Origin of the sequence: Sphaerisporangium corydalis (assembly GCF_025506355.1) — a bacterium.
GTDB lineage: Bacteria > Actinomycetota > Actinomycetes > Streptosporangiales > Streptosporangiaceae > Sphaerisporangium > Sphaerisporangium corydalis.
The window spans coordinates 1-23,609 of the sequence record NZ_JANZYP010000005.1; the positions used below are offsets into that span (position 1 = coordinate 1).

Annotated in this window: 21 protein-coding genes; 11 read left to right on the forward strand and 10 right to left on the reverse strand. The window is 70.3% G+C overall.

Going from position 1 to position 23,609, the window contains the following annotated elements; translation table 11 throughout:
* Window positions 1–192: 192 nt before the first annotated feature.
* Both NYZ98_RS05240 and NYZ98_RS05245 read right to left on the reverse strand, forming a co-directional pair.
* Window positions 193–399 carry a DUF397 domain-containing protein gene (locus tag NYZ98_RS05240; RefSeq protein WP_262841328.1) on the reverse strand — a complete coding sequence of 69 codons (207 nt, stop codon included), beginning with the start codon at window positions 397–399 and terminating at the stop codon, window positions 193–195.
* Window positions 390–1,217, reverse strand: a complete 828-nt coding sequence (locus NYZ98_RS05245) for a helix-turn-helix domain-containing protein (RefSeq protein ID WP_316249532.1) — start codon at window positions 1,215–1,217, stop codon at window positions 390–392. The genes NYZ98_RS05240 and NYZ98_RS05245 overlap by 10 nt, the downstream gene beginning before the upstream one ends.
* Before the next feature lie 316 nt (window positions 1,218–1,533).
* Here NYZ98_RS05245 and NYZ98_RS05250 point away from each other — a divergent pair, with 316 nt between their 5' ends.
* Both NYZ98_RS05250 and NYZ98_RS05255 read left to right on the forward strand, forming a co-directional pair.
* Window positions 1,534–1,962, forward strand: coding sequence for an ATP-binding protein (locus NYZ98_RS05250; protein ID WP_262841329.1), 429 nt, complete (start codon window positions 1,534–1,536; stop codon window positions 1,960–1,962).
* A gap of 130 nt (window positions 1,963–2,092) precedes the next feature.
* Window positions 2,093–2,572 (forward strand): VOC family protein, encoded by a 480-nt coding sequence (locus NYZ98_RS05255; RefSeq protein WP_262841330.1) that lies wholly within the window; start codon window positions 2,093–2,095, stop codon window positions 2,570–2,572.
* 39 nt (window positions 2,573–2,611) lie between these two features.
* Here NYZ98_RS05255 and NYZ98_RS05260 read toward each other — a convergent pair whose 3' ends face one another.
* Window positions 2,612–3,928, reverse strand: a complete 1,317-nt coding sequence (locus NYZ98_RS05260) for a serine hydrolase domain-containing protein (RefSeq protein WP_262841331.1) — start codon at window positions 3,926–3,928, stop codon at window positions 2,612–2,614.
* A gap of 40 nt (window positions 3,929–3,968) precedes the next feature.
* The gene (locus NYZ98_RS05265; RefSeq protein WP_262841332.1) at window positions 3,969–4,346 is read right to left on the reverse strand and encodes a hypothetical protein; all 378 of its coding nucleotides are present in this window, start codon (window positions 4,344–4,346) and stop codon (window positions 3,969–3,971) included.
* 605 nt (window positions 4,347–4,951) lie between these two features.
* Between NYZ98_RS05265 and NYZ98_RS05270 the strand changes: the two genes are divergently transcribed.
* Window positions 4,952–7,180, forward strand: a complete 2,229-nt coding sequence (locus tag NYZ98_RS05270; protein WP_262841333.1) for a M4 family metallopeptidase — start codon at window positions 4,952–4,954, stop codon at window positions 7,178–7,180.
* Window positions 7,181–7,357: 177 nt separating this feature from the next.
* On the opposite strand, the gene NYZ98_RS05275 is transcribed toward NYZ98_RS05270, so the two are convergent.
* The 4 genes from NYZ98_RS05275 to NYZ98_RS05290 form a co-directional block, all read right to left on the reverse strand.
* Window positions 7,358–10,198, reverse strand: a complete 2,841-nt coding sequence (locus NYZ98_RS05275) for an ATP-binding protein (protein ID WP_262841334.1) — start codon at window positions 10,196–10,198, stop codon at window positions 7,358–7,360.
* 186 nt (window positions 10,199–10,384) lie between these two features.
* Window positions 10,385–10,573, reverse strand: coding sequence for a hypothetical protein (locus NYZ98_RS05280; protein ID WP_262841335.1), 189 nt, complete (start codon window positions 10,571–10,573; stop codon window positions 10,385–10,387).
* Between the two features lie 63 nt (window positions 10,574–10,636).
* Window positions 10,637–11,242, reverse strand: coding sequence for a Uma2 family endonuclease (locus tag NYZ98_RS05285; protein WP_262841336.1), 606 nt, complete (start codon window positions 11,240–11,242; stop codon window positions 10,637–10,639).
* Between the two features lie 105 nt (window positions 11,243–11,347).
* The gene (locus NYZ98_RS05290) at window positions 11,348–11,995 is read right to left on the reverse strand and encodes an FHA domain-containing protein (RefSeq protein WP_262841337.1); all 648 of its coding nucleotides are present in this window, start codon (window positions 11,993–11,995) and stop codon (window positions 11,348–11,350) included.
* 182 nt (window positions 11,996–12,177) lie between these two features.
* Between NYZ98_RS05290 and NYZ98_RS05295 the strand changes: the two genes are divergently transcribed.
* The 4 genes from NYZ98_RS05295 (at window position 12,178) to NYZ98_RS05310 (ending at window position 16,963) form a co-directional block, all read left to right on the forward strand.
* On the forward strand, window positions 12,178–13,299 hold the full coding sequence (locus tag NYZ98_RS05295; RefSeq protein ID WP_262841338.1) for a citrate/2-methylcitrate synthase: 1,122 nt from the start codon (window positions 12,178–12,180) through the stop codon (window positions 13,297–13,299).
* Window positions 13,286–13,570 carry a DUF3017 domain-containing protein gene (locus NYZ98_RS05300; RefSeq protein ID WP_262841339.1) on the forward strand — a complete coding sequence of 95 codons (285 nt, stop codon included), beginning with the start codon at window positions 13,286–13,288 and terminating at the stop codon, window positions 13,568–13,570. The genes NYZ98_RS05295 and NYZ98_RS05300 overlap by 14 nt, the downstream gene beginning before the upstream one ends.
* Window positions 13,571–13,672: 102 nt before the next feature.
* Window positions 13,673–14,890: an NADP-dependent isocitrate dehydrogenase gene (locus tag NYZ98_RS05305; protein ID WP_262841340.1), complete on the forward strand. Its 1,218-nt coding sequence runs from the start codon at window positions 13,673–13,675 to the stop codon at window positions 14,888–14,890.
* 180 nt (window positions 14,891–15,070) lie between these two features.
* On the forward strand, window positions 15,071–16,963 hold the full coding sequence (locus tag NYZ98_RS05310) for a serine/threonine-protein kinase (protein ID WP_262841341.1): 1,893 nt from the start codon (window positions 15,071–15,073) through the stop codon (window positions 16,961–16,963).
* A gap of 58 nt (window positions 16,964–17,021) precedes the next feature.
* On the opposite strand, the gene NYZ98_RS05315 is transcribed toward NYZ98_RS05310, so the two are convergent.
* Window positions 17,022–17,552 carry a PadR family transcriptional regulator gene (locus tag NYZ98_RS05315; protein ID WP_262841342.1) on the reverse strand — a complete coding sequence of 177 codons (531 nt, stop codon included), beginning with the start codon at window positions 17,550–17,552 and terminating at the stop codon, window positions 17,022–17,024.
* A 122-nt stretch (window positions 17,553–17,674) separates the two neighbouring features.
* Between NYZ98_RS05315 and NYZ98_RS05320 the strand changes: the two genes are divergently transcribed.
* The gene (locus NYZ98_RS05320) at window positions 17,675–19,138 is read left to right on the forward strand and encodes an MDR family MFS transporter (protein WP_262841343.1); all 1,464 of its coding nucleotides are present in this window, start codon (window positions 17,675–17,677) and stop codon (window positions 19,136–19,138) included.
* A gap of 110 nt (window positions 19,139–19,248) precedes the next feature.
* Window positions 19,249–19,935: a DUF11 domain-containing protein gene (locus NYZ98_RS05325; protein WP_262841345.1), complete on the forward strand. Its 687-nt coding sequence runs from the start codon at window positions 19,249–19,251 to the stop codon at window positions 19,933–19,935.
* A gap of 199 nt (window positions 19,936–20,134) precedes the next feature.
* On the opposite strand, the gene galE is transcribed toward NYZ98_RS05325, so the two are convergent.
* Window positions 20,135–21,097 carry a UDP-glucose 4-epimerase GalE gene (gene galE, locus NYZ98_RS05330; protein WP_262841346.1) on the reverse strand — a complete coding sequence of 321 codons (963 nt, stop codon included), beginning with the start codon at window positions 21,095–21,097 and terminating at the stop codon, window positions 20,135–20,137.
* 157 nt (window positions 21,098–21,254) lie between these two features.
* On the opposite strand from galE, the gene NYZ98_RS05335 reads away from it, so the two are divergent.
* Together NYZ98_RS05335 and trpS are read left to right on the forward strand one after the other, a co-directional pair.
* The gene (locus tag NYZ98_RS05335; RefSeq protein WP_262841347.1) at window positions 21,255–22,568 is read left to right on the forward strand and encodes a hemolysin family protein; all 1,314 of its coding nucleotides are present in this window, start codon (window positions 21,255–21,257) and stop codon (window positions 22,566–22,568) included.
* Between the two features lie 14 nt (window positions 22,569–22,582).
* Window positions 22,583–23,587, forward strand: a complete 1,005-nt coding sequence (gene trpS, locus NYZ98_RS05340) for a tryptophan--tRNA ligase (protein ID WP_262841348.1) — start codon at window positions 22,583–22,585, stop codon at window positions 23,585–23,587.
* Window positions 23,588–23,609 lie beyond the last annotated feature (22 nt).

The following is a 23,609-nucleotide window of genomic DNA, read 5'->3' on the forward strand; positions in this document are numbered from 1 at the left end:
ACTCCCGCCCCCGCGTCCGCTCACTCCCGCCCACGCCCGACCCTGCGTCCGCTCACTCCCGCCCCACGCCCACCGACCCCACTCCGCTCACGAGTCTCGTTTCCCGGCGCCGAAGCGGTGGGGTGTGGGTCGGTGGATCCGGCGCCGTGTTACGGCGGCTGACCGGTAAGGGGCCTCGTCACCTGCGGCGTTTCAGTTGTTTAGTGAGTGGCTCTTGATCCCGCTGATAAAAGACTTCCAACTGGAAGCCGGCGAAAGGAGGATCGGAGCGTCCGGGCTCATGTCCTTACTGTCGCGAATCGCCACCACACTCGGTAGGTTGACCGCGACTTCCACGCACTGTCCGCCATTGGACCCTGAATAGGAGGACTTTCGCCAGGAGGCGATGCTCAGGTCCATTCCTGCCTCGCTTCTTTGATCATTTGAGTGGATACCTGTTCAGGATAGGCCCACAGCCGTATGGCCTCATAGCGGTCCCACATGGACACCGCAAGGTCCGGTCTGTCAGAGACCTGTCCCTCGGCCGAGGAGTCCGCGTGAATGGTGTCCGGTTCACCGTCAGGCATCTCGGCGATCATGAATCCTCCCGAGAGCCCGGCCAGGCAGCGCGGATCGACCAGTTGGAGGAAGACCGTGGGATGTTGCCCGAACTGAAGGAGGTAGTCGAGCTGCTCCATCATCACCTCCCTGCCACCGACCTCGCGACGAAGGACGCACGCGTCGAGGAGAAAGAGCAGCAAAGGAGGATCGTTCCTGTCGATGATCCCGCGTCGCCTTATGCGAGACCGTACTCGTTCCTCTATCTGTTGACTGGTGGTCCGAGGTTCCTTGCTCAGGACTTCTCGGGCATACGACTCCGTCTGGAGAAGTCCCGGGACGAGCAAGGGATCCCACGATCGGAGTACGAGGGCGCGGGGTTCGATCTCCTCTGCCCAGCTCACGAACCACCCCGGCCCGCCTGATTGGGAGACGATTCGCTGTCGTAGGCCGACAAAATGCTGTTTTTCGGTAGATCCAAAAATTCGGTCCAGCCGTTCGGCATCGGATTTCGAGGGCGTTCGCTTGGCGAGTTCCAAACGGCTGATATGAGCCTGAGTGCACCCCAGGCGGGCCGCTATGGCGTACTGCGAGAGCTCTGAGGCCTCACGCAGCCGACGCAACTCCATGCCGAAACGCACGCGCGGAGATCCTGTCGCGAGTGACCTCTCATTGTCCATCGGTTTCTCCAGAGATAGGAAATCGCTCCTTCGATGAAACCGCAATGCCGGGTGAACGTCCCGGGAATCCGTGGCTCGTCATTATCTGGTCTTAAGCGGACTCCGAATCGCGACGCGGGCCGTCTCGGTCAGAAGGCAGTCTGAGCGGACGATCCTCGCTGTCGGTGAGGGTGAAAACGCTGAGGGTGAACACTCTCGAAGACCGTAAAGGGCGAGGAACCATGACGACGAGGTCCGCGTACTTCGAACGCGCCGACGGCGACGCGGTCGGGCGCGTATGCGAGCGCGCGGTGAGGCGTGTGTGCGAGATGGTCCCGTGAAGACGGAGGTCCTGCTTGGCAGGGCGGAATTGCCGGGAAAGGCCACTTCCGCGTCGGTCGCACGGGCGTTCGTCCGGGAGACCCTGCTCGTGGCCGGCTGCTCGGAGCTGGACGAAGCGGTCCTCATGGTGAGCGAGCTCGTCGCGAACGCCGTACGGCATTCGGATTCCGGGCGTCGCGCCGATGGCCTGCTGACCGTGGCCGTCGTCGATCGCGGAAAGACGATCCAGGTGGGCGTGACCGACGCGGGGTCGGCCGACAGCCCGCGAATCCAGCCGGAACCCGGTCAGGGTGACGAGAGTGGGCGCGGGTTGTGGCTGGTCAGCGAGTTGGCCGCCTCGTGGGGCTGGCGCAAGGACGTCGACGGCCACGTGGTGTGGTTCGAGATCCCGGCGGACGGCCCCGGGCATCCCGGACGGCCGTGACTCCGGGATGTCCCGGACGACCGTGATGTCCCGGACGACCGTGATGGTCCGGACGGCCGTGGTCCTCCTAACGGCCGTGGCGGTTCGGCCGGTTGACTCTCCAGTTGGTGGAGGGTGCAGGGTGGGGCGCATGGAATCGGTGGTGCCCGAGGTGAGCCGGGAGATTTATGGGATGCCGGCCTTTGTCACGCTGGTCGTGGGTGATCTCGATCGGGCGGTCGACTGGTATGTGAACGGGCTGGACTTCGTCGTGCTGTTCACCATGCCCGGGCCTGGTGGCGGTGCGGGGCTGGTGCATCTGCGTCGCTGGCGGTATCAGGACATCCTGGTGCGGCCGGGAGAGGCGACCGCCGGTGCGGGATGGACGATCAGCATGATGGCCGAACGGGATCAGCTCGACGGGCTCGCCGAACGGGCTCGCGCTCATGGTGGGGGAGTGGTCGAGGGTCCCGTCGACACGCCCTGGAACACCCGGGACCTCCGGGTCACCGACCCGGACGGGTACACCCTCGTCTACACGGCACGGCGCGCGGAGGGTGATCGCGACGCGCGGTTCAGCGCGATGATGGAACGCGAGTCCCGCCGGCAGCTCAGTGAGCCTGGGACGTGATCGCGGTCTGGGGTATGGACCGCGAGTCCCGTCGGCAGATCAGTGAGCCTGGGACCTGATCGCGGTCTGGAGTGCGGTGTGGAGGGTGGCGGCTCTCGGGTCGGGGGCGCCCGTCCGCACGTTGTTCATGACGTAGCCGAAGGCGAGGCCGGTCGCCGGGTCGGCGAAGCCGAGGGAGCCGCCGTAGCCGGGGAAGCCGAAGGCGGTCTCGCTGTACCAGAAGGCGTCGGGCGTCGGCAGGCCGAAACCGCTGCCGATGCGGACGGGCACGCGCAGGACGCGGTCGATGCCGCTCACCTGCGGCGCTGTCGCCGAGGCCAGGGTGCCGGGGGAGAGGATGCGATGCCCGTCCACCTCGCCGATGAGCGCGGCGTAGAAGCGGGCCAGCGCGCGGGCGGTGCAGATGCCGTTGGTCGAGGGCATCTCGGCGGACTGCTCACCGGGGTCGTTGTGGTCCAGCGGAGGCGTGACGACGCCCGTCATCGCCCGGACGGTCAGTGACGCCGGGTCGGCGTAGGCCGCCATCACGTCGCGCACGGCTTCGGGAAGGGCGTCCAGGTCGATCCGGGCCAGGGCCTCGACGTCGGGCGGGGTGGTGATGATCCGGCTGACCCGGTGCCGCTCGGTTTCTGGCAGCCCGATCCACAGGTCCAGGTCGAGCGGTGCGGCGATCTCCTCCGCGAGGACCGTGCCGATGCTGCGGCCGGTCGCCCGGCGGACGACCTCGCCGACCAGCCAGCCGTAGGTGAGCGCGTGGTAGCCGTGCGCGGTGCCCGGCTCCCATGCCGGACGCTGGGCGGCCAGGGCGGTCACCATCGGCTCCCAGGCGATGGCCTCCGCCGGGGTGACGGGGTGGTCGAGCACGGGCAGCCCGGCCTGGTGGGTGAGCAGCCAGCGGACGGGGATCCGATCCTTCCCGTGCGCCGCGAACTCCGGCCAGTACCGGGCCACGGGTGCGTCGAGGTCCAGTTCGCCGCGTTGGTGCAGCAGGTGCGCGCAGGCGGCGGTGACGCCCTTGGTGGTGGAGAACACGACCTGCAGGGTGTCGCGCTCCCAGGGGCGCCCGGTCTCGGGGTCGGCGATCCCGCCCCACAGGTCGACGACCTTGCGGCCGTGTAGGTAGACGGCGACCGCGGCGCCCACTTCCTGGCCATCGGCCAGATTCGCCGCGAACGCCTCCCGCACTCCTTCGAACCCCGGCACGGTCTCCCCGCGTACGGGTCCCGGTGCCGCCTCCGTGCCGACGAAACCCGGTGTGGCCCCGGTGCCGGCGAGCCCTGATGCGGTCTCCTCGTCGACCGGTCCCGGTGTCGTCTCGGCGGAGCCTGGTGGGGTTTTCGTGGTGGTTTTGGGCATGCGGCATCGCCTTTCGTCTTGTCAGTGTGGGCGGGAGGGGTTATTTACGCCACTTCTCGATGAGCCAGGCGCAGAGTTCCGGTTCGGTCATCTCGGGGAACTCTTCGGTGAACGTGATGAGCGCGCGGAGGGCCTCGTCGCGGTCCAGGCCACGGGCCGCCGCCGCCCTGAGGTACTCCTGGCGTGCGGCGGAGGGACGGCCGCCGCCCGCGCCCCGGCCCGGCAGGCCGTCGCGCCACCGGACGATCTCCGCGAGCCGGTCGGCCTGCCAGCCGGGCGCCCCGTCGACCTCGACGTCAGGCTCGGGAAAGGGATGGTTCGACCCGTCCGGATAGCGGGAGCGCCATTTGTGCACCGCGTGCCGGCTCACCCCCAGCGCGTCTCCGATGCCGATGACGCCGAGGTAGTGCTCGGTCATGGTGCACCAACCTGTCGGTCCGCCTCCTTCGTGGATCTCATGACTACCACGCCTGGGGCGAAGTCCCGCCTTCCCACCGGGCGCACCGAACATTGTCTCCAATAGAGACGACCATAGTGAGCGGCGGGAAACGTCGTCAACAACGAGGACAAGGTTTCTTAGGAGTGAGTGGTGGTTCGGTGGGCGCACCGTCCCGCTGGGGCCTTGTGCGGTTACTTGGTGCGCATAAATGGGCTGTCGACACGATGAGTGCTGGTTCGTCGCTTTTTTACGTACGTATACGGATGTCACTACGGATGTTCAACCCCGGACGGTGGACCTAGCGTCGCGCACAGGCCGGTTCGTCCTGCCGCCTTCGCCAAGGAAGGAGCGCCGCGTAGTGACCTCCCCCACCTTCCCGCCGTAGCAGCTTCCACTCCCGGACGCCCCCTCCGCCGTCGGCCGGACGCCGCCACAGGCCCCGGAACGGCGAGAACCACCATTCATTTCTCTCATCACCCCCACTCCCCATGTGTCCGCCGCCAGGTGCTCCCCTGCGGCGCGACCGCCGCCGCACGCCCACCCCGGCGAGAGGCGGCAGGGGAGGCAGAGAAAGGAAGACGCCCATGAGGCGCAAAGTAGTACTCGCGGCAGCCGCCGCGATGGCCCTGGCCGGCGTGGTCGTACCCGCCACCGCCGCGTCCGCGAAGCCCCCGCCCGGCAGTGACGGCAAGGTCCAGTCCGCCGCCGACCCCTCGGCCCGCGCCGTGGCCGCGGCCGACCAGGCCGTGGCGAGCGGTCTGGACAAACTGCGCGTGAGCGGCAACGAGACCTACCGGCGTACCAACGTGACGCCGGGCAGCGGTGGCCTGTACTACGTGGCCTACGAGCGCGCCTACAAGGGCCTGCCGATGGTGGGCGGCGACGCGGTCGTGGTCGCCGACGCGAGCGGGCGGGTGCGTGACTCCAAGGCGGCCGGTGCGGCCGTGACGCAGGACGTGGCGACCTCCCCGACGGTGAGCGCCGAGAGCGCCACCGAGACGGCGAAGACGCGCCTGTCCCGCGCCGACGACAGCGCGGCGCCACGCCTGGTGGTCCTGAACTGGGGTCAGAAGCCGCGCCTGGCCTGGGAGGCGCTCGTCTCCGGCATCCTGGACGGCAAGCCCAGCAAGCAGCACGTGTTCGTGGACGCGGGCACCGGTGAGGTCGCCGACTCCTACGACGAGGTGAAGGCCGGTACCGGCAACGGCTACTACTACGGCACCGTCACCATCAACACGAGCGGCTCCGGCTCCTCGTTCTCGATGACCGACAGCACGCGCAGCGGCCTGCGCTGCGGCGGCCAGGGCGGCACGGCCTACACCGGCACCGACGACTCCTGGGGCACCGGCAGCGGCACGAACCTGGAGACCGCCTGCGTCGACGCCCTCTACAGCGTCCAGCGCGAATGGGACATGCTGAGCGCCTGGCTCGGCCGCAACGGCATCAACGGCAGCGGCGGCGGCTTCCCCACGCGCGTGGGCCTGGCCGACGTGAACGCCTACTGGAACGGCAGCTACACCAACTTCGGCCACTCGCAGGACAACCAGCGCCAGGCCACGCCCATGGACGTGGTGGCCCACGAGTTCGGTCACGCGATCTTCCAGACCACCCCGGGCGGCGCCGGCTCCGGTAACGAGAACGGCGGCATCAACGAGTCGACGGGCGACATCTTCGGCTCGCTGACCGAGGCCTACGCCAACAACCCGAACGACCCGCCGGACTACCAGGTCGGCGAAGAGGTCAACCTGGTCGGCGACGGCCCGATCCGCTACATGTACAACCCGTCCCTCGCCGGGGACCCCAACTGCTGGTCGTCCTCGATCCCGAGCACCGAGGTGCACTCGGCGGCCGGCCCGCTGAACCACTGGTTCTACCTGCTCGCCGAGGGCTCCGCGCCCGGCGGCGGCAAGCCGTCCAGCCCGATCTGCTCCGGCGGACCCTCGTCGGTGACCGGCATCACCATCCAGAAGGCCGGCAAGATCTACATGGGCGCCCTCCAGCGCAAGACCTCGACCTGGCGTTACGCCGGCATCAGGTCGGCGTCGCTGGCGGCGGCGGTCGAACTGTACGGCGCCGGCAGCGCCGAGTGCGCGGCGACCAAGGCCGCCTGGAACGCGATCAGCGTCCCGGTGCAGTCGGGCGAGCCGACCTGCAGCTCGTCGAGCAACGACTTCTCCCTGTCGCTGAGCCCCACCTCGGGTTCGGTGGCGCCGGGATCGGCCGCGACCACCACCGTCGGCACGAGCACCACCTCGGGTAGCGCGCAGACGGTCGCCCTCTCGGCGTCCGGCCTGCCGTCCGGTGCCTCCGCGAGCTTCAGCCCGTCCTCGGTGACCTCGGGCTCCTCCTCCACCCTGACCATCAGCACCACCTCGTCGACGTCCCCCGGCACGTACACCGTGACCGTCACGGGCACCGGCAGCGGCGCCACGCACACTGCGGCGTACTCGCTGACCGTGACGGGCACCTCAGGTGGGCGCACGTTCACCAACGGGACCAACTTCACGATCAACGACTTCGGGACGGTCACCAGCCCGATCACCTCGACGGCGACCGGCAACGCGGTGTCGCCGGTCCAGGTCAGCGTGACCATCTCGCACACCTGCGCGGAGGACCTCCGGATCCGCCTCCAGGGCCCGAACGGCACGTTCTACACGATCGACACGTCCGGCGGCTCCAGCTGCACCTCGTATGGGACCCGGAACTACTCGGTGCCGGTGACGCAGGTGGCGGCGGGCACGTGGCGACTCGAAGTGCGTGACGACTTCTCCCTCGACACCGGTTTCCTCGACTCCTGGACCATCACGGTCTGATCGAGTACGCCGGGACCGTCAGGATCTGAACGCAGGATCCTGGAGCGTCAGGATCTGAACGAAAGCTCCTGGGCCATCACGGTCTGATCGAGAACGGCAGGGCGAACCCCTGGGACCACCTTCCCTGGTCCCGGGGGTTCGTCGCGTCCAGGGTCGCGCGAGCGAACAAAGCGAGGCTCAGGGTACGGGCGGCGCCGCGGGAGAGGCCGGGGAGGCCACCTGCGTGCGGGACCGGACGCCGAGTTTGCGCAGCACGGTGGCGACGTGGCTCTCCACCGTCCGCGTGGACAGGAACAGCACGTCGGCGATCTCCCGGTTGGTCCGGCCGAGCGCGACGAGCCTGGCCACCTCCCGCTCCCGCTGGGACAGCGCGCTGGCGTTGCGCCGCCGCCCGCGCGGGAGCTGGAACTCCACGCCGATGTCCCGGAGCACGCGCCTGCACCTGGCGGCGTCATGGGTGGCGCCGAGCTGGCCGAACCGCTCCGCCAGTTCGGTGAACCCGGCGACCGCGCCCCCGTCCCCGAGCGCGAGCCTGGCCCGCGCCTCGCCCTCGCCCGCCCGCGCCGCCGAGTACGGCTGGGGCAGCACGGCGTACGCGTCGCGGGCGCGGGCGAAGAAGCCGATCGCGTCGGCGTGCCGGCACTCGGCGGAGGCGAGCGCGCCCCGGGCGGCGTCGAGGGCGGCGTGCGCGGCGGGCGCGATCCGGTCGGCGATCCCGGCGCCGAAGTCGGCCACCAGCTCGGCCGCCGTCTTCACCCGCCCGGCCCAGGCGAACGCGGTGACCGCCGAGGGCACCAGGTTGGCGCCCCACACCCACACACCCTTCTGGCGTAATCGGGCGACGGCCCGCTCGGCCTCGGCGACCGCTTCGTCCAGCATGCCGCGGGTCAGGTACAGGTCGATGAGCCCACCGGCCGCGGCGGCGACGATCGGGACGTACCGGGCGTCCGGCGCGTCCAGTCCCGCGCCGTAGAAGTGCTTGACAGCCTCCTCCCACTCGCCCGTCGCCAGGGCGAGCAGGCCCAGCACCAGCCAGACGTCCACCGCGATCAGCGGGGTCTCGGTGGCCAGCTCGCCCAGCGACACCGCACGGTCGCGAAGCCCCTCCCACCGCCCGGTGAGCCACTCCCTGCGGATCGTCGACACGTCCAGCAGGTAGGCGGGGTACTGGGCGCCGGTCTCCACCGCGAGCCGCCGCCCCTTCTGCGCGAACTTCTCGGCCGCGCCGTACAGCCCGAGGCTGGTCGCCGAGTCGTGCAGGTTGCAGTACGCCCGGGCGACCTCGCGCCGTACCGCCGTGCGCGGGTCGGCGGCCGGCAGGGTGGCGGCGATGGCGAAGGCGTCGGGGGAGCCGGTCGTCATCTCGAAGGAGGCCCGGTTGGCGAGGACGGCCGCGGCGAGCTCCGGGTTGTCGGCGGTGGCGACGAGCGACTCGGCGCAGGCCATCCATTCCTCGTGCTGCGCCAGCGACTCGGTGCCCCATTCGGGCATCGCCAGGCTGGCCCAGCCCCGGGCGGCGAGCGTCGGCCGGTGGCTCAGCTCCGCGAGGGCGGCCATGATCTCGGGCCGCCCGGCGGCCGTGTCGCCCGCCTGGTTGGACAGCACGACCCCGAGGTTGAGCCGCGCCTCGCCGCGCGCGTCGCTGGACAGGAAGTCGTCCCGCAGCACGTGGCGCAGCAGCCGGACCACCCGCTGGTGGGACAGGCCGGTCGCGGCGAAGCGGCTCAGCATCAGCGCGAGCGGCCCCCGGTCGGGCGCCGGCAGGCCGGGGTCGTCGAGCATGCCCTCGACCACCTCGATGGCCAGCGCGGTGTCCCCGAGCGCGGCGGCCTGGTGGGCGGCGGCGGTGCCGTGACGCAGCCAGGCCTCGGTGTCCCCTGCCTGCCTGGCGTGGAACGCGAGCTGGACCAGCGGAGGGGAGTCCATCGCGCCGAGCGCCTTCATCGCGCGGTCGTGCGCCGACCGGCGGTCCGGCCCGGGGACGGCGTCGTACACGGCCTGCTGGGCCAGCGCGTGCCGGAAGCCGTACCGGCCGCCGGGGTGCTCGTGCAGCACACCCGCGCGCAGCGCCTCGCCCAGCCCCGCGGAGTGCCCGCCGACCGAGGTGATCAACTGTTCGGCGGCGGGCAGGCGCAGCACGGCCGCCGCCTGCACCGCGCCCACCGCCGCGTACGACAGCCCGGCCATCCGCTCGGCCATCGCCTCGCGCAGCAGCAGCGGCACCCCGGCGCGGTCGAGCGCGTCGGGTTCCTCGGCATCGGGCAGTGACCTGACCATCTCCTCGACGACGAACGGGATGCCCGCCGTGCGCTCGTGCAGCCGGGCGACGAACTCGGGCGGCAGGTCGCCCCGCTCCAGCAGGGCGCCGGCCAGCCTGCCGACGTCGGCGACGTTCAGCGGCGCCAGCGGCACCACCACGCTGGTGGTGTCCGGCTGGTGCAGGTAGGCGCGGCCCAGGGGGGAGCGGGCCGTGCCGTGGCTCTCCCGCCGGTACGTCGCCACCACCGCCAGCCCTTCCGGCGGCTGGCCGGTGAGGAAACGCAGCAGGTCACGGGTGCCGTCGTCGGCCCAGTGCAGGTCTTCGATGACGAGCACGGCCGGTCCGACGGCCGCCAGCAGGGCGCGGATCGCGCGGAACACGCGGTGCCGTTCGGCCCGGGGGTCGTCCAGCGGCTGCGGGGACGGCGGCAGGGCGGAGGACAGTTCAGGAAGATAGCCGCGCAGCGCACCGGTCACCGGGTTGAGCGCCTGCGCGGCGGGGAGCCGCCCCGCGATGTCCCGCAGCGCCTCGAACACCGGCCCGTACGGGAACGGCTCGCGGATCTGGTGGCAGTAGCCGAGGAGAACGGCCCGGTCGCCGGAGGGGAGACGGCCGAGCGCGGCGCGCACGAGCCGGGTCTTCCCCATGCCCGCCTCGCCCTCCACCAGCACGACCGCCGGTGGCCGTGTCATGGCGCCGATCACAGCCCGCAGCTCAGAGGCGCGTCCGATCAGTGCGGGCGAGGGCACGCTGCTCATCCACAGCTCCAAAGTACGGGTTGCGGGACCCCCCCGGCACAGTTATCCCCGTACGGTCGCCCAAGGTCAACCCTTGGGCGTAACAGGCTTGTTGCGGATGGGGTCAAGTCTCGCACTCGGGCGTACCCCGCCCACGGCGCCCGGGCGTACGCGCCCGGGCCGGACGATCACCTTCCCGAGCCGCCCTCAGGAGGGCTTGGCCTGCTCCTCGCGGTGCCGCCCCCGGCCGCCGGTGAGCCCCTCGGTCCGGGCGAACGCCGGCGGGCGGCCGGTGACGATCTCCCGGGGAATGATGCCCGACCGGTCTCGAATGACGGCCTCCCGCCATTCGGCCGAAAAGAAAAGCCCCTCCCGGCACGCCGGAACCCCCAGCACTTGGTCACCGGACTCGAGGGGACGCCCCGCGCGGACGGGCGCCTGATCCGAGCGACCCGGATGTCAGAGGTTCTCGATCTCGGTGAGGTCGATCTCGATCTCGAACGGAACGGTCAGGTGCAGCTTGTCGTGGTGGATCCCCATAAGGGAGTAGACGGAGGTGGCCGGGTCCAGTTCGTACACGTACACCGTCACCCGCCCGCTGTTCTGCTCGACCCGCCAGAAGTGACCGATGCCGGCAGAGGCATAAAGCTGCGGCTTGCGGCCCCGATCACGGGTCTGCGAGGCGGGGTCGACGACCTCGACCGCGAGCAGGATGTCGGCGGCCTCGTAAGCCGTGACGTCGGGGCCGGGATCGGCGGTCGCCTGGAGGACGACGAGGTCGGGCTCAGGACGCTGCCGGGGGCCGAGGACGACGCTCATCTCCCGTCGCACTCGAAGGTCGGCGGGAGCGTTCCCGCGCAGTCCTTTTTCGAGGACGTAGAGCGTGATCGTGTGGAAGGAGGCTTGAGGGCTCACGAAGACCAAGCTTCCATCAAGCAACTCTGTGTGCGCGGGCAATTCCACAAGGTGATCGAGGTCGTTGGCAGTGAAACCCTTCGATGGTGGGATCAGCCAGTCGGGAAGCTCTGGGTCGGTAATGATCTGGCTCCGGACCTCGACTGTCATGGTCACACGGTAGCAACCACGCCCCGTCCACCCAGGGTAGTTCGCCCAGTACTCCCCGCACGGGACCGGACTGCCTGGAGCCCCCGCTTGGGGGCTCCGGCAGGGCTACGAGGCGCGGCGGTTGGCGGTCTGGGGTGGGTTCTCGCCGGGGCCCGAGGTGCGTTGGGGCGGGACGACCGGGGTGGGGCGGACCAGGCCGAGGGCGACGACCTCGTTGGCCAGCCTCGTGCGCCGGTTGATGCCCTCCGGGATGCGGAACTTCTGGTACAGCCGCAGCAGGTGCTGCTTGACGGCCGCCTCGGTCACCACCAGGTCGTCGGCGATCTCCCGCGCGGTCGCGGGCGCGACGAACGCCTCGTCCGACAGCGCCGGCCGGCACAGGGAGGTCAGCACGTCGACCTCCCGCCTGGTGAGCTCGGGCGCCGCCGCACGGCGCAGTTCCACCTCCGGCGCGAAGTCCTCCCTCGGCAGTCCGCCCACCCGACAGCGCGCCGCTCCGAAGGAGACGACGTCGCCGTCGTCCAGCACCCTCCGGGCGATCGGCCTGCCGTTCACCCGTGTGCCGTTGCGGGACAAGCCCAGGTCAACGACGTACAGGTAAGGTCCACGGCGGACGAACTCGGCGTGCAAACGTGACACGCTCGGGTCGGCCAGCCTCACGTCGACGCCTCGGCCTCGGCCGATCGTCGTGATCTCGGGGCGCAACGGGACGACCTCGCCGGTGTCCTCGACGCGTATGAACGGCCCCTCCACGGCAGTTCCTCCCCAGGTAGCCCGCCGTTACTTCCGCTACAGCTCCGGCTTACCCAAACGAGGGGTTGGGGAATCGCCTTTGCCATAACGAGAATCACTGCAGAAATTGACCGGGACCTCCTCGGACGGTTTTACCTGCTCACAGGTAGACTTCGGACGAAGATAAGCGGAGGAAACAACACATGGCGGACAACCCCACCAAAGGCCTCGCCGATGTCGTCGCCGCGTCAACAGCGCTGAGCGACATCGATGGCAAAGCCGGTCGCCTCTTCTACCGCGGCTACGACATCCATGATCTGGCCGGCCGTACGAGTTTCGAAGAGACAGCGCACCTGCTTCAGCACGGCACGCTCCCCACGCGACGGCAGCTCGCCGACTACGGAGCCGAACTCGTCCAGGGCCGTACCCTCGGTGCCCTCGTCGAGGCGAACATCGCGGAGATCACGGAGAAGCAGGGCCCGATGGAGGCGCTCCGGAGCATGGTCTCCCTGGCCGGCGCCGAGGACGCGGACAAGGACTCCAACGAGGCCGACGCCAACCGCCGCAAGGCGGCGCGGCTGACGGCCCAGCAGCCGACCCTCGTCGCGCGTTACCACGCGGCACGCACCGGCGCCACCGCGCGCGAGCCCGACCCGTCCCTCAGCGTCGCGGCCAACTTCCTGCTGCAGATCACGGGTCGCGCGCCGGAGCAGACGGAGATCGACTTCTTCGACGAATGCCTCGTGCTGCACGCCGACCACACCATGAACGCCTCGACGTTCGCGGCCCGCGTGTGCGCGGCGACGCTGTCGGACATGCACTCGGCGATCGTGGCCGCGATCGGCACGCTGAAGGGCCCGCTGCACGGCGGCGCGAACGAGCAGGTCATGCGGACCCTCGAAAGCATCCCCTCCGGCGGCGTCGCGCAGGCCGTGCGGGCCAAGCTCGCGGGCGGCGAGAAGATCATGGGCTTCGGCCACCGGGTCTACAAGACCGAGGACCCCCGCGCGACCCACCTGCGGAAGATGTCGCGGGAGTTGGCCGAGGCGAGCGGAGACGACACCTACTATCGGATGTCGAAGGAGATGGAAGAGGTCGTCCTCGCGGAGAAGGGCCTGTTCCCGAACGTCGACTTCTACGCCGCGACGGTCTACCACTATCTGGGAATCCCGACGGACCTGTTCACCGCGGTCTTCTCGGTCAGCAGGATGGCCGGCTGGACGGCCCACGTGATCGAGCAGCACGCTGACAACCGGCTCATCCGCCCGGACAGCGAGTACATCGGAGAGCGTGACCAGAAGTGGACACCGATTGACGAACGGTAGGGGCTGGGGGTCGTACCTGCTGGTTCTTGCGGGTGCGGCCGCCGGCCTCGGGGCGATCGCCATGGGCCTGCCCGCGTGGGCGGGCTCATTGATCGTGGCCTTCTCGGTGCTGTTCGGCGCCGTGCTGCGCCTGCTCGCCCCCGGCGACCGGGAGACCATGCTCGCCACGCGGGACAGGCGCACCGACGCCATCGTCTCCGGAGTGCTCGGCGGCGTCATGACCGTGGTCGCCCTCAGCGTCGCCGTGCAGTGGGTCATGGGTAGGCAGTAGCCGGTTCCGCCCGGTCCGGTAGCCTCACCCCGCCGATGCGTCCACAAAACGACCGTTTGGTCAGCCTAGCCGTTAGCAGTTGCAAGAAGGGGAACCCCAAGCATGCCCAAGATCAAGGTAGCGGGTCCCGTCGTCGAACTCGACGGCGACGAGATGACCCGGATCATCTGGAAGTTCATCAAGGACCAGCTGATCCTGCCCTACCTCGACGTCGACCTCAAGTACTACGACCTGGGGATCGAGCATCGTGACGCGACCGACGACCAGGTCACGATCGACGCCGCCAACGCCATCAAGGAGCACGGCGTCGGGGTGAAGTGCGCGACCATCACCCCCGACGAGGCCCGCGTGGAGGAGTTCGGCCTCAAGAAGATGTGGCGGTCCCCGAACGGGACGATCCGCAACATCCTCGGCGGCGTCATCTTCCGCGAGCCGATCATCATGTCCAACGTGCCGAGGCTGGTCCCCGGCTGGACCAAGCCCATCGTGATCGGCCGCCACGCCTTCGGCGACCAGTACCGCGCCACCGACCTCAAGGTGCCGGGCGAGGGGACGCTGACCCTGACCTTCACCCCGAAGGACGGCTCGGAGCCCATCGAGCTCGACGTCTACGACTTCCCGGGCCCCGGCGTCGCGCTGGCGATGTACAACCTGGACGAGTCGATCCGCGACTTCGCGCGCGCCTCCATGAGGTACGGCCTGGACCGTAACTACCCGGTCTACCTGTCGACCAAGAACACGATCCTCAAGACCTACGACGGCCGGTTCAAGGACATCTTCGCCGAGGTCTTTGAGAGCGAGTTCAAGGCCGACTTCGAGGCCGCCGGCATCATCTACGAGCACCGGCTCATCGACGACATGGTGGCCGCCTCGATGAAGTGGGAGGGCGGCTACGTCTGGGCGTGCAAGAACTACGACGGTGACGTGCAGTCCGACACGGTCGCGCAGGGCTTCGGCTCGCTCGGCCTGATGACCTCGGTGCTGATGTCCCCCGACGGCCGCACGGTCGAGGCGGAGGCCGCCCACGGCACAGTCACCCGCCACTACCGCGAGCACCAGAAGGGCAACCCGACCTCCACCAACCCGATCGCCTCGATCTTCGCGTGGACGCGCGGGCTGGCCCACCGCGGCAAGCTCGACTCCCAGCCCGAGGTGACCGCCTTCGCGGAGACGCTGGAGCGGGTCTGCGTCGAGACCGTCGAGGGCGGTCAGATGACCAAGGACCTCGCCCTGATCGTCGGCGGCGACGCCAAGTGGCTGACCACCCAGGACTTCCTGGCGGCCCTGGACGAGAACCTGAAGAAGAAGATGGCCGGCTGAGGCCGGACCGTGGCCGAGGGGCCGTCCGCCGGGGTTCCGGTGGGCGGCCCCTCGCTTTGGCGGCGGGCCCGCGCTTCCGGGGCGGTGTGACAGATCACGGCGTGGTCTCGGTAACCGTGGAAACCTCCAAGGGGCCGTAAAGTTCTCATGGTCGACACTTGAGCAATCACGGGGACGGGAATGCCGCAAATCGGGCCGCTCGGACGGGGAGATCCCCAGCAGCTTGGCCCCTTCAGGCTCGCGGGGCGTGTAGGTGAGGGCGGCCAGGGGGTCGTCTACCTCGGCCAGGACGAGGCCGGTGAGCGGGCCGCGGTCAAGTTGCTGCACGTCAAGTTCACCGGCGACCTGACCGCGAGGTCGCGCTTCGCGCGGGAGCTGAAGGCCGCGGAGCGGGTCGCCTCGTTCTGCACGGCCCGCGTGATCGCCGCCGACCTCGACGGGGACACCCCCTACATCGCCAGCGAGTACATCGAGGGCCGCTCGCTGCGCGAGACCATCGAGACGGGCGGCCCGCTGTCGGGCAACGCGCTCCAGCGCCTGGCGGTCGGCACGGCCACCGCCCTGACGGCCATCCACCACGCCGGCATCGTGCACCGCGACTTCAAGCCCGACAACGTGCTCATGGCGGCCGACGGGCCGAGGGTCGTCGACTTCGGCATCGCGCGCATCCTCGACTCGACCGGCACGATCACCAGCAGGGCGGTCGGCACCCCCGCCTACATGGCGCCCGAGCAGATCTCCGGCGGCGAGGTCGGCCCGCCCGCCGACGTGTTCGCCTGGGCCTCCACGGTCTCCTTCGCCGCGACCGGCGCGGTGCCGTTCGGCGGCAACTCCATCGCGGTGGTCCTGAACCGCGTGCTCAACCACGAGGTCGACGTGAGCGGCCTGCCCGAGCCGCTGCGCGGGGTGGTGGGCTCCTGCCTGAACAAGTCGCCGTACGCCCGGCCCTCCGCCGACCAGGTGCTGCTGCGCCTGCTCGGTCACGCCGAGACGGCGGGCGCGTCCACCGCCGTGCTGAGCCAGGGCGCCGAGCTGGCCGGCCGGGAGACGATCGGATCGGCGTGGGCGGGCCGGGGCGGCACGCGCGCCCTTCACGCGCCGGCGCCGCCCGGCCCAACCGGCGAAGCCGGCCCTTCGTCCGGCGGCCCCCGGAAGCCGCGCAGGGGGCGGTGGGCCGCGGCGGCCATCGCCGTCCTGCTGGTCGCGGGCGGCGGCACCCTGGCGGTCCGGCAGTGGGGGCCGGGCTGGATGGCCGGCGCCCACGCCTCCAGCCCGCCGGTCAAGGCCGGCGTGCCGTCGAACACGCCCCATGTCACCCCCACCACGCCCGCCACGTTCTCCTCGCTCGTCGACAAGGCGGCCGGTACGCACAAGCTGACCATCGGCATGCGCGACCTGGTCCCGGGCATCGCGCTCAGCGGCGGGGACACCTGGCACGGGTTCGAGGTGGAGGTCGGCACCTACATCGCCCGGCAGCTCGGCGTGCCCGTGAGCGGGATCACCTTCAAGGCCACCGGCATGGCCGAGCGGGTCTCGCAGGTGAACTCCGGCAAGGTCGACCTGGTGATCGCGACCTACTCGATCAACGGCGACCATGTGACCTTCGCGGGGCCGTACTACACCGCCCACGTGGACGTCCTCGTGCGCTCGGGGGAGCCCTATGACACGGTGGGCGACCTGAAGGGGCACAAGATGTGCTCGCCGGGGGCGAGCAAGTCGACCGGCATCGTGCAGGACGCGGTGGACGTACGCCTGGTCTCCGCGGACACCTACGCGGACTGCATGAACCTGCTGCGCCAGGGCCTGGTCGACGCCGTCCCCGGGGACGACCTGCTGCTGGCCGGGTTCGCGAACCGCGAGAGCATCCGCTACAAGGTGCTGGGCGCGCGGCTGACCGACGAGCGGTACGCCGTGGCGGTCAAGAGGGGCGACGTCCGGGCGTGCACGGCGGTGCGGGCCGCCATCACCCAGATGTACGCCGACGGGACCGCCAAGCGGCTGCTCGTGAAGTACTTCTCCAAGGTCGGCTTCACCCCCGAGACGGTCATGCCCGCCCAGGCGAGCTGCGGCTGACCCCTGGCCGGGCCACGGTCCTCGTACGGCCCGGCCCTGATCTCGGCCAGGCGCCGGGTCAGGCGGAGCCGGGGTCGATCTCGGCGGCGGTGTGCCTGGCCCAGTCGATCGTGGTGAGGGCGTGCCTGATGCCGAGGTCCAGGGCGTAGTAGCCGATCTTCCACTGGTCGGACTCGTGCAGCGCCAGCTTGGTGGCCCGCAGTGCACGCAGGTCGGCCAGCCGGGTCTCCGCCGCGGCGGTCAGCCTGGACAGGACGTCCAGCGCCTCGGGGGCGGACAGGAGCGGCAGCAGGAAGGCCTGGAGCGCGCCCTCGCTGCGGACCGGGTCGGTCGGGACGCGCTCGACGAGCCAGCGGTGCAGTTCGTCGGTGCCCTCGCGGGTGATGGTGTAGATCTTGCGGCCCCTCGGGCCCTCCGGCTCGACCGTGATGAGGCCGTCGGCCGCCATCTTCGCCAGTTCGGGATAGATCTGGCTGTGCCCCGCCTGCCATACGTAGTTGATCGACGTCTCGAACTTCTTGGTCAGGTCGTATCCGCTGGCCGGTCCGGAGACCGAGAGCAGGCCCAGGAGGGCGATCCGCAGGGACATGGCGTCATCGTATCTAAGGATTGACATGTAAGTCCAGACATGTCACCTTTTACATGTCTGGCCAGACATAAGGATTCACCGGCCGGACCTTGGCATTGACCACATGCGGGGAAGGACCAGCGATGGCGGCGACGACCGCGGTTCCGGTGCGCACCGGGCCGGCGACAAAAGGGAACGGCCTGCTGTTGCTGGGCGTGCTCGGCGGGATGTTCCTCGCCATGCTCGACCAGACGATCGTGGGCACCGCGCTGCCCCGCATCACCGCCGACTTCGGCGGCGCGGGGCTCTACACCTGGGTGGTGACCGCGTACCTGCTGACCTCGACGGTCACGGTCCCCCTGTACGGCAGGCTCTCCGACGCCTACGGGCGCAAGCCGCTGCTGCTCATCGGCATCGTCGTCTTCCTGCTCGGATCGGTGCTGTGCGGTCTGGCGCAGAACATGGGCCAGCTCATCGCCTTCCGCGGCGTGCAGGGGCTGGGCGCGGGCGCGCTGCTGCCGCTGTCGCTCGCCCTGGTCGCCGACCTGTTCCCGCCGGACAGGAGCGGACGGGTGCAGGGCGCGATCGGGGCCGTCATGGCCGGGAGCTACATCGCCGGGCCGTTCCTCGGCGGCTTCTTCACCGACCACGCGAGCTGGCGGTGGGCGTTCTTCGTCAACATCCCCATCGGCGCGGTGCTCCTGCTGATCATCGTGTCCCGGCTGCCGCGCGTCCCCGGCACCGGAGGGTCCAGGCCCGACTACGCCGGCATCGCGGTGTTCACCGTCGCCATCAGCGCCCTGCTCCTCGGCCTCACCGAGAAGGGCCTGGACGGCCACACCTGGACGAGCGCGCCCGTCATCGGCCCGCTGGTCGCGGCGGCCGTGCTGCTCGGGGTGTTCGTCCTGGTCGAGTCGCGCGCCGAGCAGCCGATCATCCCGCTGCACCTGTTCCGCAACCCCACCTACACGATCGTCAACATCACCTCGTTCTTCACCGCGTCCTGCCTGTTCGCCGGCGCGGTGTTCCTGCCCCGCTTCTTCCAGCAGGCGCAGGGCCAGACCGCCACGTCCTCGGGGCTGCACATCTACCCGCTCATGCTCGGCATGGTGACCGGCAGCATCCTCACGGGCATGCTGATCAGCAAGACCCGGCGGTACAAGCCGTGGCTGCTCGCGGCGCCGTTCCTGATCATCGCGGGCGCGCTGCTGTGCTCGGGCCTGGCCGTGGACACCCCGACCTGGTCGCTGGTGGCCTGGATGGCGCTCATCGGGCTCGGCATCGGCCCGATGCTGTCGGGGCTGACGGTGGCCATTCAGTACTCGGTCCCGCCGAGCTACATCGGCACGGCGAGCGCCAACCTGACGTTCTTCCGCCAGATCGGCGGCTCGGTGGCCCTGGCCATCGCCGGCACCGCCTACACCTCGGTCGTGGGCGACCAGGCCGCCGGTCACGCCACAATGGCCCAGGCGCACGCCGCCGCGGCGGCCACCGTCATCCCCTGGCTCGCGGTCGCCGGGGCCGTCGTCGCCCTGGTGGCGCTGGTCTTCCTGCCGGGCCGCGTCGTCCCGGCCCTGGCCGCCGGCCGGGTCGCCGCGGCCGACTGAACCTTTGCCGTTCCGTGGGGTTCGCCCGCCCCGGGGGGTGCGTGTCGGGCGGGCGCCGTGCGGCCCCCACCGCGTTCAATGGGTCTCGAACGCATGGGGGTCGCACAACAATGGGTCTGCTCTCGGCCGGCGCCGCCGCCGGTCTCGCCTTGCTCGTCGCCGCCGGAGCCTTGGTGGCGCACGCGTCGTCCGGGCGCCCGCCGGGGCCGTGGGGAGGTGCGGACCTTTCGGTACGGGTCGCCGCCTCGCCGCGCGTCGCGCAGCCGGGCCGCTGGCTGGCCTACGAGGTGCGGGTGAGCAACGCGGGGCCCGCCGACGCGGTGCTGCCCGTGCTGACGATCAAGGTGCCGGACGAGGTGGACATCGCCACCGTCAACGTCGCGACCTGCCGTCCCGGGCGGACCAGGAACGAGGTGGTGTGCCCGTCGGCGACCGACATCCCCCCGGGCGACTCGGGCGCGGTGACCGTGCTCGGCGTGGTGCGCATGAGCGCGCGCGGCCCGCTGCGCGCCTCCGCCAGCCTGTCGTCTGAGGTCGCCGACGGTAACGAGAAGGACAACCGGGCCGAGCTGACGACCAGGGTGGCCGGCGGCGCCGAGCGCCGCTCCCGTACCGAGGGCCGGACCGCCCGCACCGAGGGCCGGATCACCCGCACCGAGGGCCGGATCACCCGCGCCGAGGGCCGGAGCGCCGCCGACCGTCTATCGCGGACGCGCGGTGCACACCGCACCGGCCGGGGCGCCACCGTGGGAAGTCGTGGCGAACACCGCACCCGCGGCGGACAGAACCGCGCATAACCCGATGAGAACGGCGAGTGCCACCTTCAGCGTCAAAGGCGATAAGCCTGGCCCTTTCATCACGTAGCGATCCCACCACAGATGACGGAGCGAGACACCTCTTTCGCAGAACGTGATTCCAATTCAGTATGGGCGGCCGCTTCGGGGCCCGATCCGTGGTCGCCTTCCGGGCCCCGGTCCGTGCGGTGCCGGGCAAGGATCAGGGGGAGACGGCCGCCCAGGCGTCGGCGACGATCGTGCGCAGGTCGGCGTGCTCGGCCTTCCAGCCCAGCTCGCGCTGAATCCGGTCCGATGACGCCACCAGCACCGCCGGGTCGCCGGGACGCCGGTCGCCGACCACGGCGGGGATCGGGTGGCCGGTGACCTCGCGGCAGACCGCGATGACCTCCTGCACCGAGAAGCCCGCGCCGCTGCCCAGGTTGTAGATCGCGTGGGTGCCCGGCCGGCAGGCGTCCAGCGCCAGCAGGTGCGCCCTGGCCAGGTCGGTGAGGTGGACGTAGTCGCGGACGCAGCTCCCGTCGGGCGTCGGATAGTCGGAGCCGAAGACGTTCACCGACTCGCGCGCGCCGAGGGCGACGGCGAGGACGTTCGGGATGAGGTGGGTCTCCACGGCGTGCCGCTCGCGGTAGACCTGCCCGCCGGCCGAGGTGTGCGCGCCGGCGACGTTGAAGTAGCGCAGGCTGACCGCTCCGAGCCCGTGCAGGCCGGCGAAGGCGGTCAGCGTGGTGTCGACGGCCAGCTTGGAGGCCCCGTAGGGATTGGTGGGGCGCGTCGGGTCGGTCTCCAGGATCGGGGTGTTCTCCGGCTCGCCGTAGGTCGCCGCGGTGGAGGAGAAGACGATGCGCCGCACGTCGTTCACCCGCATCGCCTCCAGCAGCGCCAGCGTGCCGCCGAGGTTGCTGGCCCAGTAGAGCGAGGGCTTGGCCACCGACTCGCCGACCAGCGAGCGCGCGGCGAAGTGCAGGACGCCGTCGAACCCCTCCGACAGGACGCCGCCGGCCTCGGTGATCGAGGCCTCGACGAATGAGGCGCCGGCCGGGACCGCGTCCGCGTGGCCGGTGGACAGGTCGTCGAGGACGGTGACGTCGTGCCCCTCGTCGACGAGCTGTGCCGCGACGGCGCTTCCGACGTAACCCGCGCCCCCGGTTACCAGCAGCTTCACTTGGTATTCCACCCCTCTGTTGGAGTTTGTCGGTATATGTGGGATTTTGTACGTCCTATGGCTAGCTTACGCGGCTCTCGGCGGCGGTGGGATGAAGCACAGCCGGTACGCTGACCAGATCATCATGTGAGTCTCACGCGAACGGACATCGATCGACGTGCACAACGTCGCGGCGAACATCGTCCTCGTCCTTGTCTTCGTCCTGACCGGCGGTTTCTTCGCGGCGGCCGAGATGGCCATGGTCTCGCTGCGCGAAAGCCAGGTGCGCAGGCTGGCCGAGCAGGGCAGGCGGGGCGCGCGGGTGGCCAAGCTGGCCCGCGACCCCAACCGCTTCCTGTCCTCGGTGCAGATCGGCATGACCGTGGCCACCGTCCTGTCGGCCGCCGTCGGCGCCGACACCCTGGCCGGCCAGCTCGAACCGCTCATCGCCAAGTCGTGGGTGCCCTCCGGCGCCGTACGGCCGCTGTCGCTGGTGGTGGTGACGCTGGCCATCTCCTACGTGACGCTGGTGCTCGGCGAGCTGGCGCCCAAGCGTTTCGGCAGGCAGCGGGCCGAGGGGCTGTCCCTGATGGTCGCGCCGTTCCTCGACCGGCTGGCCTCGCTGTCGCGTCCGGTGATCTGGGTGCTGTCCAAGTCGACCGACGGCGTCGTGCGGCTGCTCGGCGGCAACCCGAACGCCGACCGCGCCGAGATGACGACCGAGGAGCTCCGCGACATGGTCGTCGGCCACCAGGAGCTGACCAAGGACGAGCGGGACCTGATCGACGAGGTGTTCACCGCCGGCAAGCGTCACCTGCGCGAGGTGATGCTGCCGCGCACCGAGGTGGAGTTCATGGCGGTCGACACCCCGCTCGCCGAGGCGGCGATCCTGGCGGCGGCGATGCCGCACTCGCGCTTCCCCGTCTACCGCGACTCCTATGACGACATAGTCGGATTCGTTCATGTGCGTGACCTGCTCGACCCGGTGCTCACCGGGCGCATCGAACCGATCAGCGAGCTGGTGCCCATCCGTCCGGTCAAGCTGCTGCCCGCCACCAAGCGGGTGCTCCCCACCCTGACCGAGATGCGCGACGACGGCCAGCACCTCGCCATCGTCGTGGACGAGTACGGCGGCACCGCCGGCATCGTGACCATGGAGGACCTCGTCGAGCAGCTCACCGGCGACATCCGCGACGAGTACGACGCCGACGGGGAGTCGGTGCGCCTGGTCGCGGGGGAGATGGAGATCGAGGGCCTGGTCAACCTGGAGGACTTCGAGGCCGAGACCGGCATCGTGCTCGACGACGGCCCGTACGAGACGCTGGGCGGGTACGTCATGGCCGCGCTCGGCCACCTCCCCGAGACCGGCGAGCGGGTGGAGCGGCCGAGCTGCTCGCTGGTGGTCACCGAGATGGACGGCCGCCGGATCGCCAGGGTACGGGTGATCAGGCGGATCACCCCTGGAAAGGCGCAACCCGCTCCCGAGTCCTGACACAATTGTGTGCTATGGCCAGACCACGCGTTCTCTCGGGCATCCAGCCCACCGCCGACTCGTTCCACCTGGGCAACTACCTGGGCGCCGTGCGCCAGTGGGTCGGGATGCAAGAGACGCACGACGCGTTCTACTTCATCGCGGACCTGCACGCGCTCTCGGTGAACCCGTCGCCCGCCGAGCTGCGCCGCCGCACGCGCGTGTCCGCCGCCCAGCTGTTCGGCGCCGGCATCGACCCCGAGCGCAGCACGCTGTTCGTGCAGAGCCACATCCGCCAGCACAGCGAGCTGGCCTGGATCCTGATCTGCAACACCGGCATGGGCGAGGCCGCCCGCATGACCCAGTTCAAGGACAAGGCGGCCAAGTCCGGCGAGGCCTCGGCCGGGGTGGGGCTGTTCACCTACCCGATCCTGCAGGCCGCCGACATCCTGATGTACCAGGCCGACCAGGTCCCGGTGGGCGGCGACCAGAAGCAGCACCTCGAACTGACCCGCGACCTGGCCCAGCGGTTCAACAACCGGTACGGCGAGACCTTCACGGTGCCCGACCCGTACATCCTGAAGGAGGTCGAGAAGATCGGCGACCTGCAGGAGCCGCAGGCGAAGATGTCGAAGTCGTCCTCCAGCCCGCAGGGCATCCTCGAAGTCCTCGACGACCCGGCGCCGCTGCGCAAGAAGGTCATGCGCGCGGTGACCGACACCGGCTCTGAGGTCCTGGCCGACCCCGAGAACAAGCCGGGCGTCACGAACCTGCTGCGGGTGCTGTCGGTGCTCACCGGCACGCCGATCCCCGAGCTGGAGACGCGGTACGAGGGGCAGGGTTACGGGGCCTTCAAGAAGGACGTCGCCGAGGCCGTCGCGGACACCTTCACGCCCATCCGTGAGCGCACCGAGAAGCTCATGTCCGACGAGACCGAGCTCGACCGGCTGCTCGCGGTGGGCGCCCGGCGCGCCGAGGCGATCGCCGTCGAGACCATGGCGAAGGTCCGCGACCACATCGGGCTGCTCCCGAAGGGCTGAGCCCGCCCGGGGGAGCCGCCCG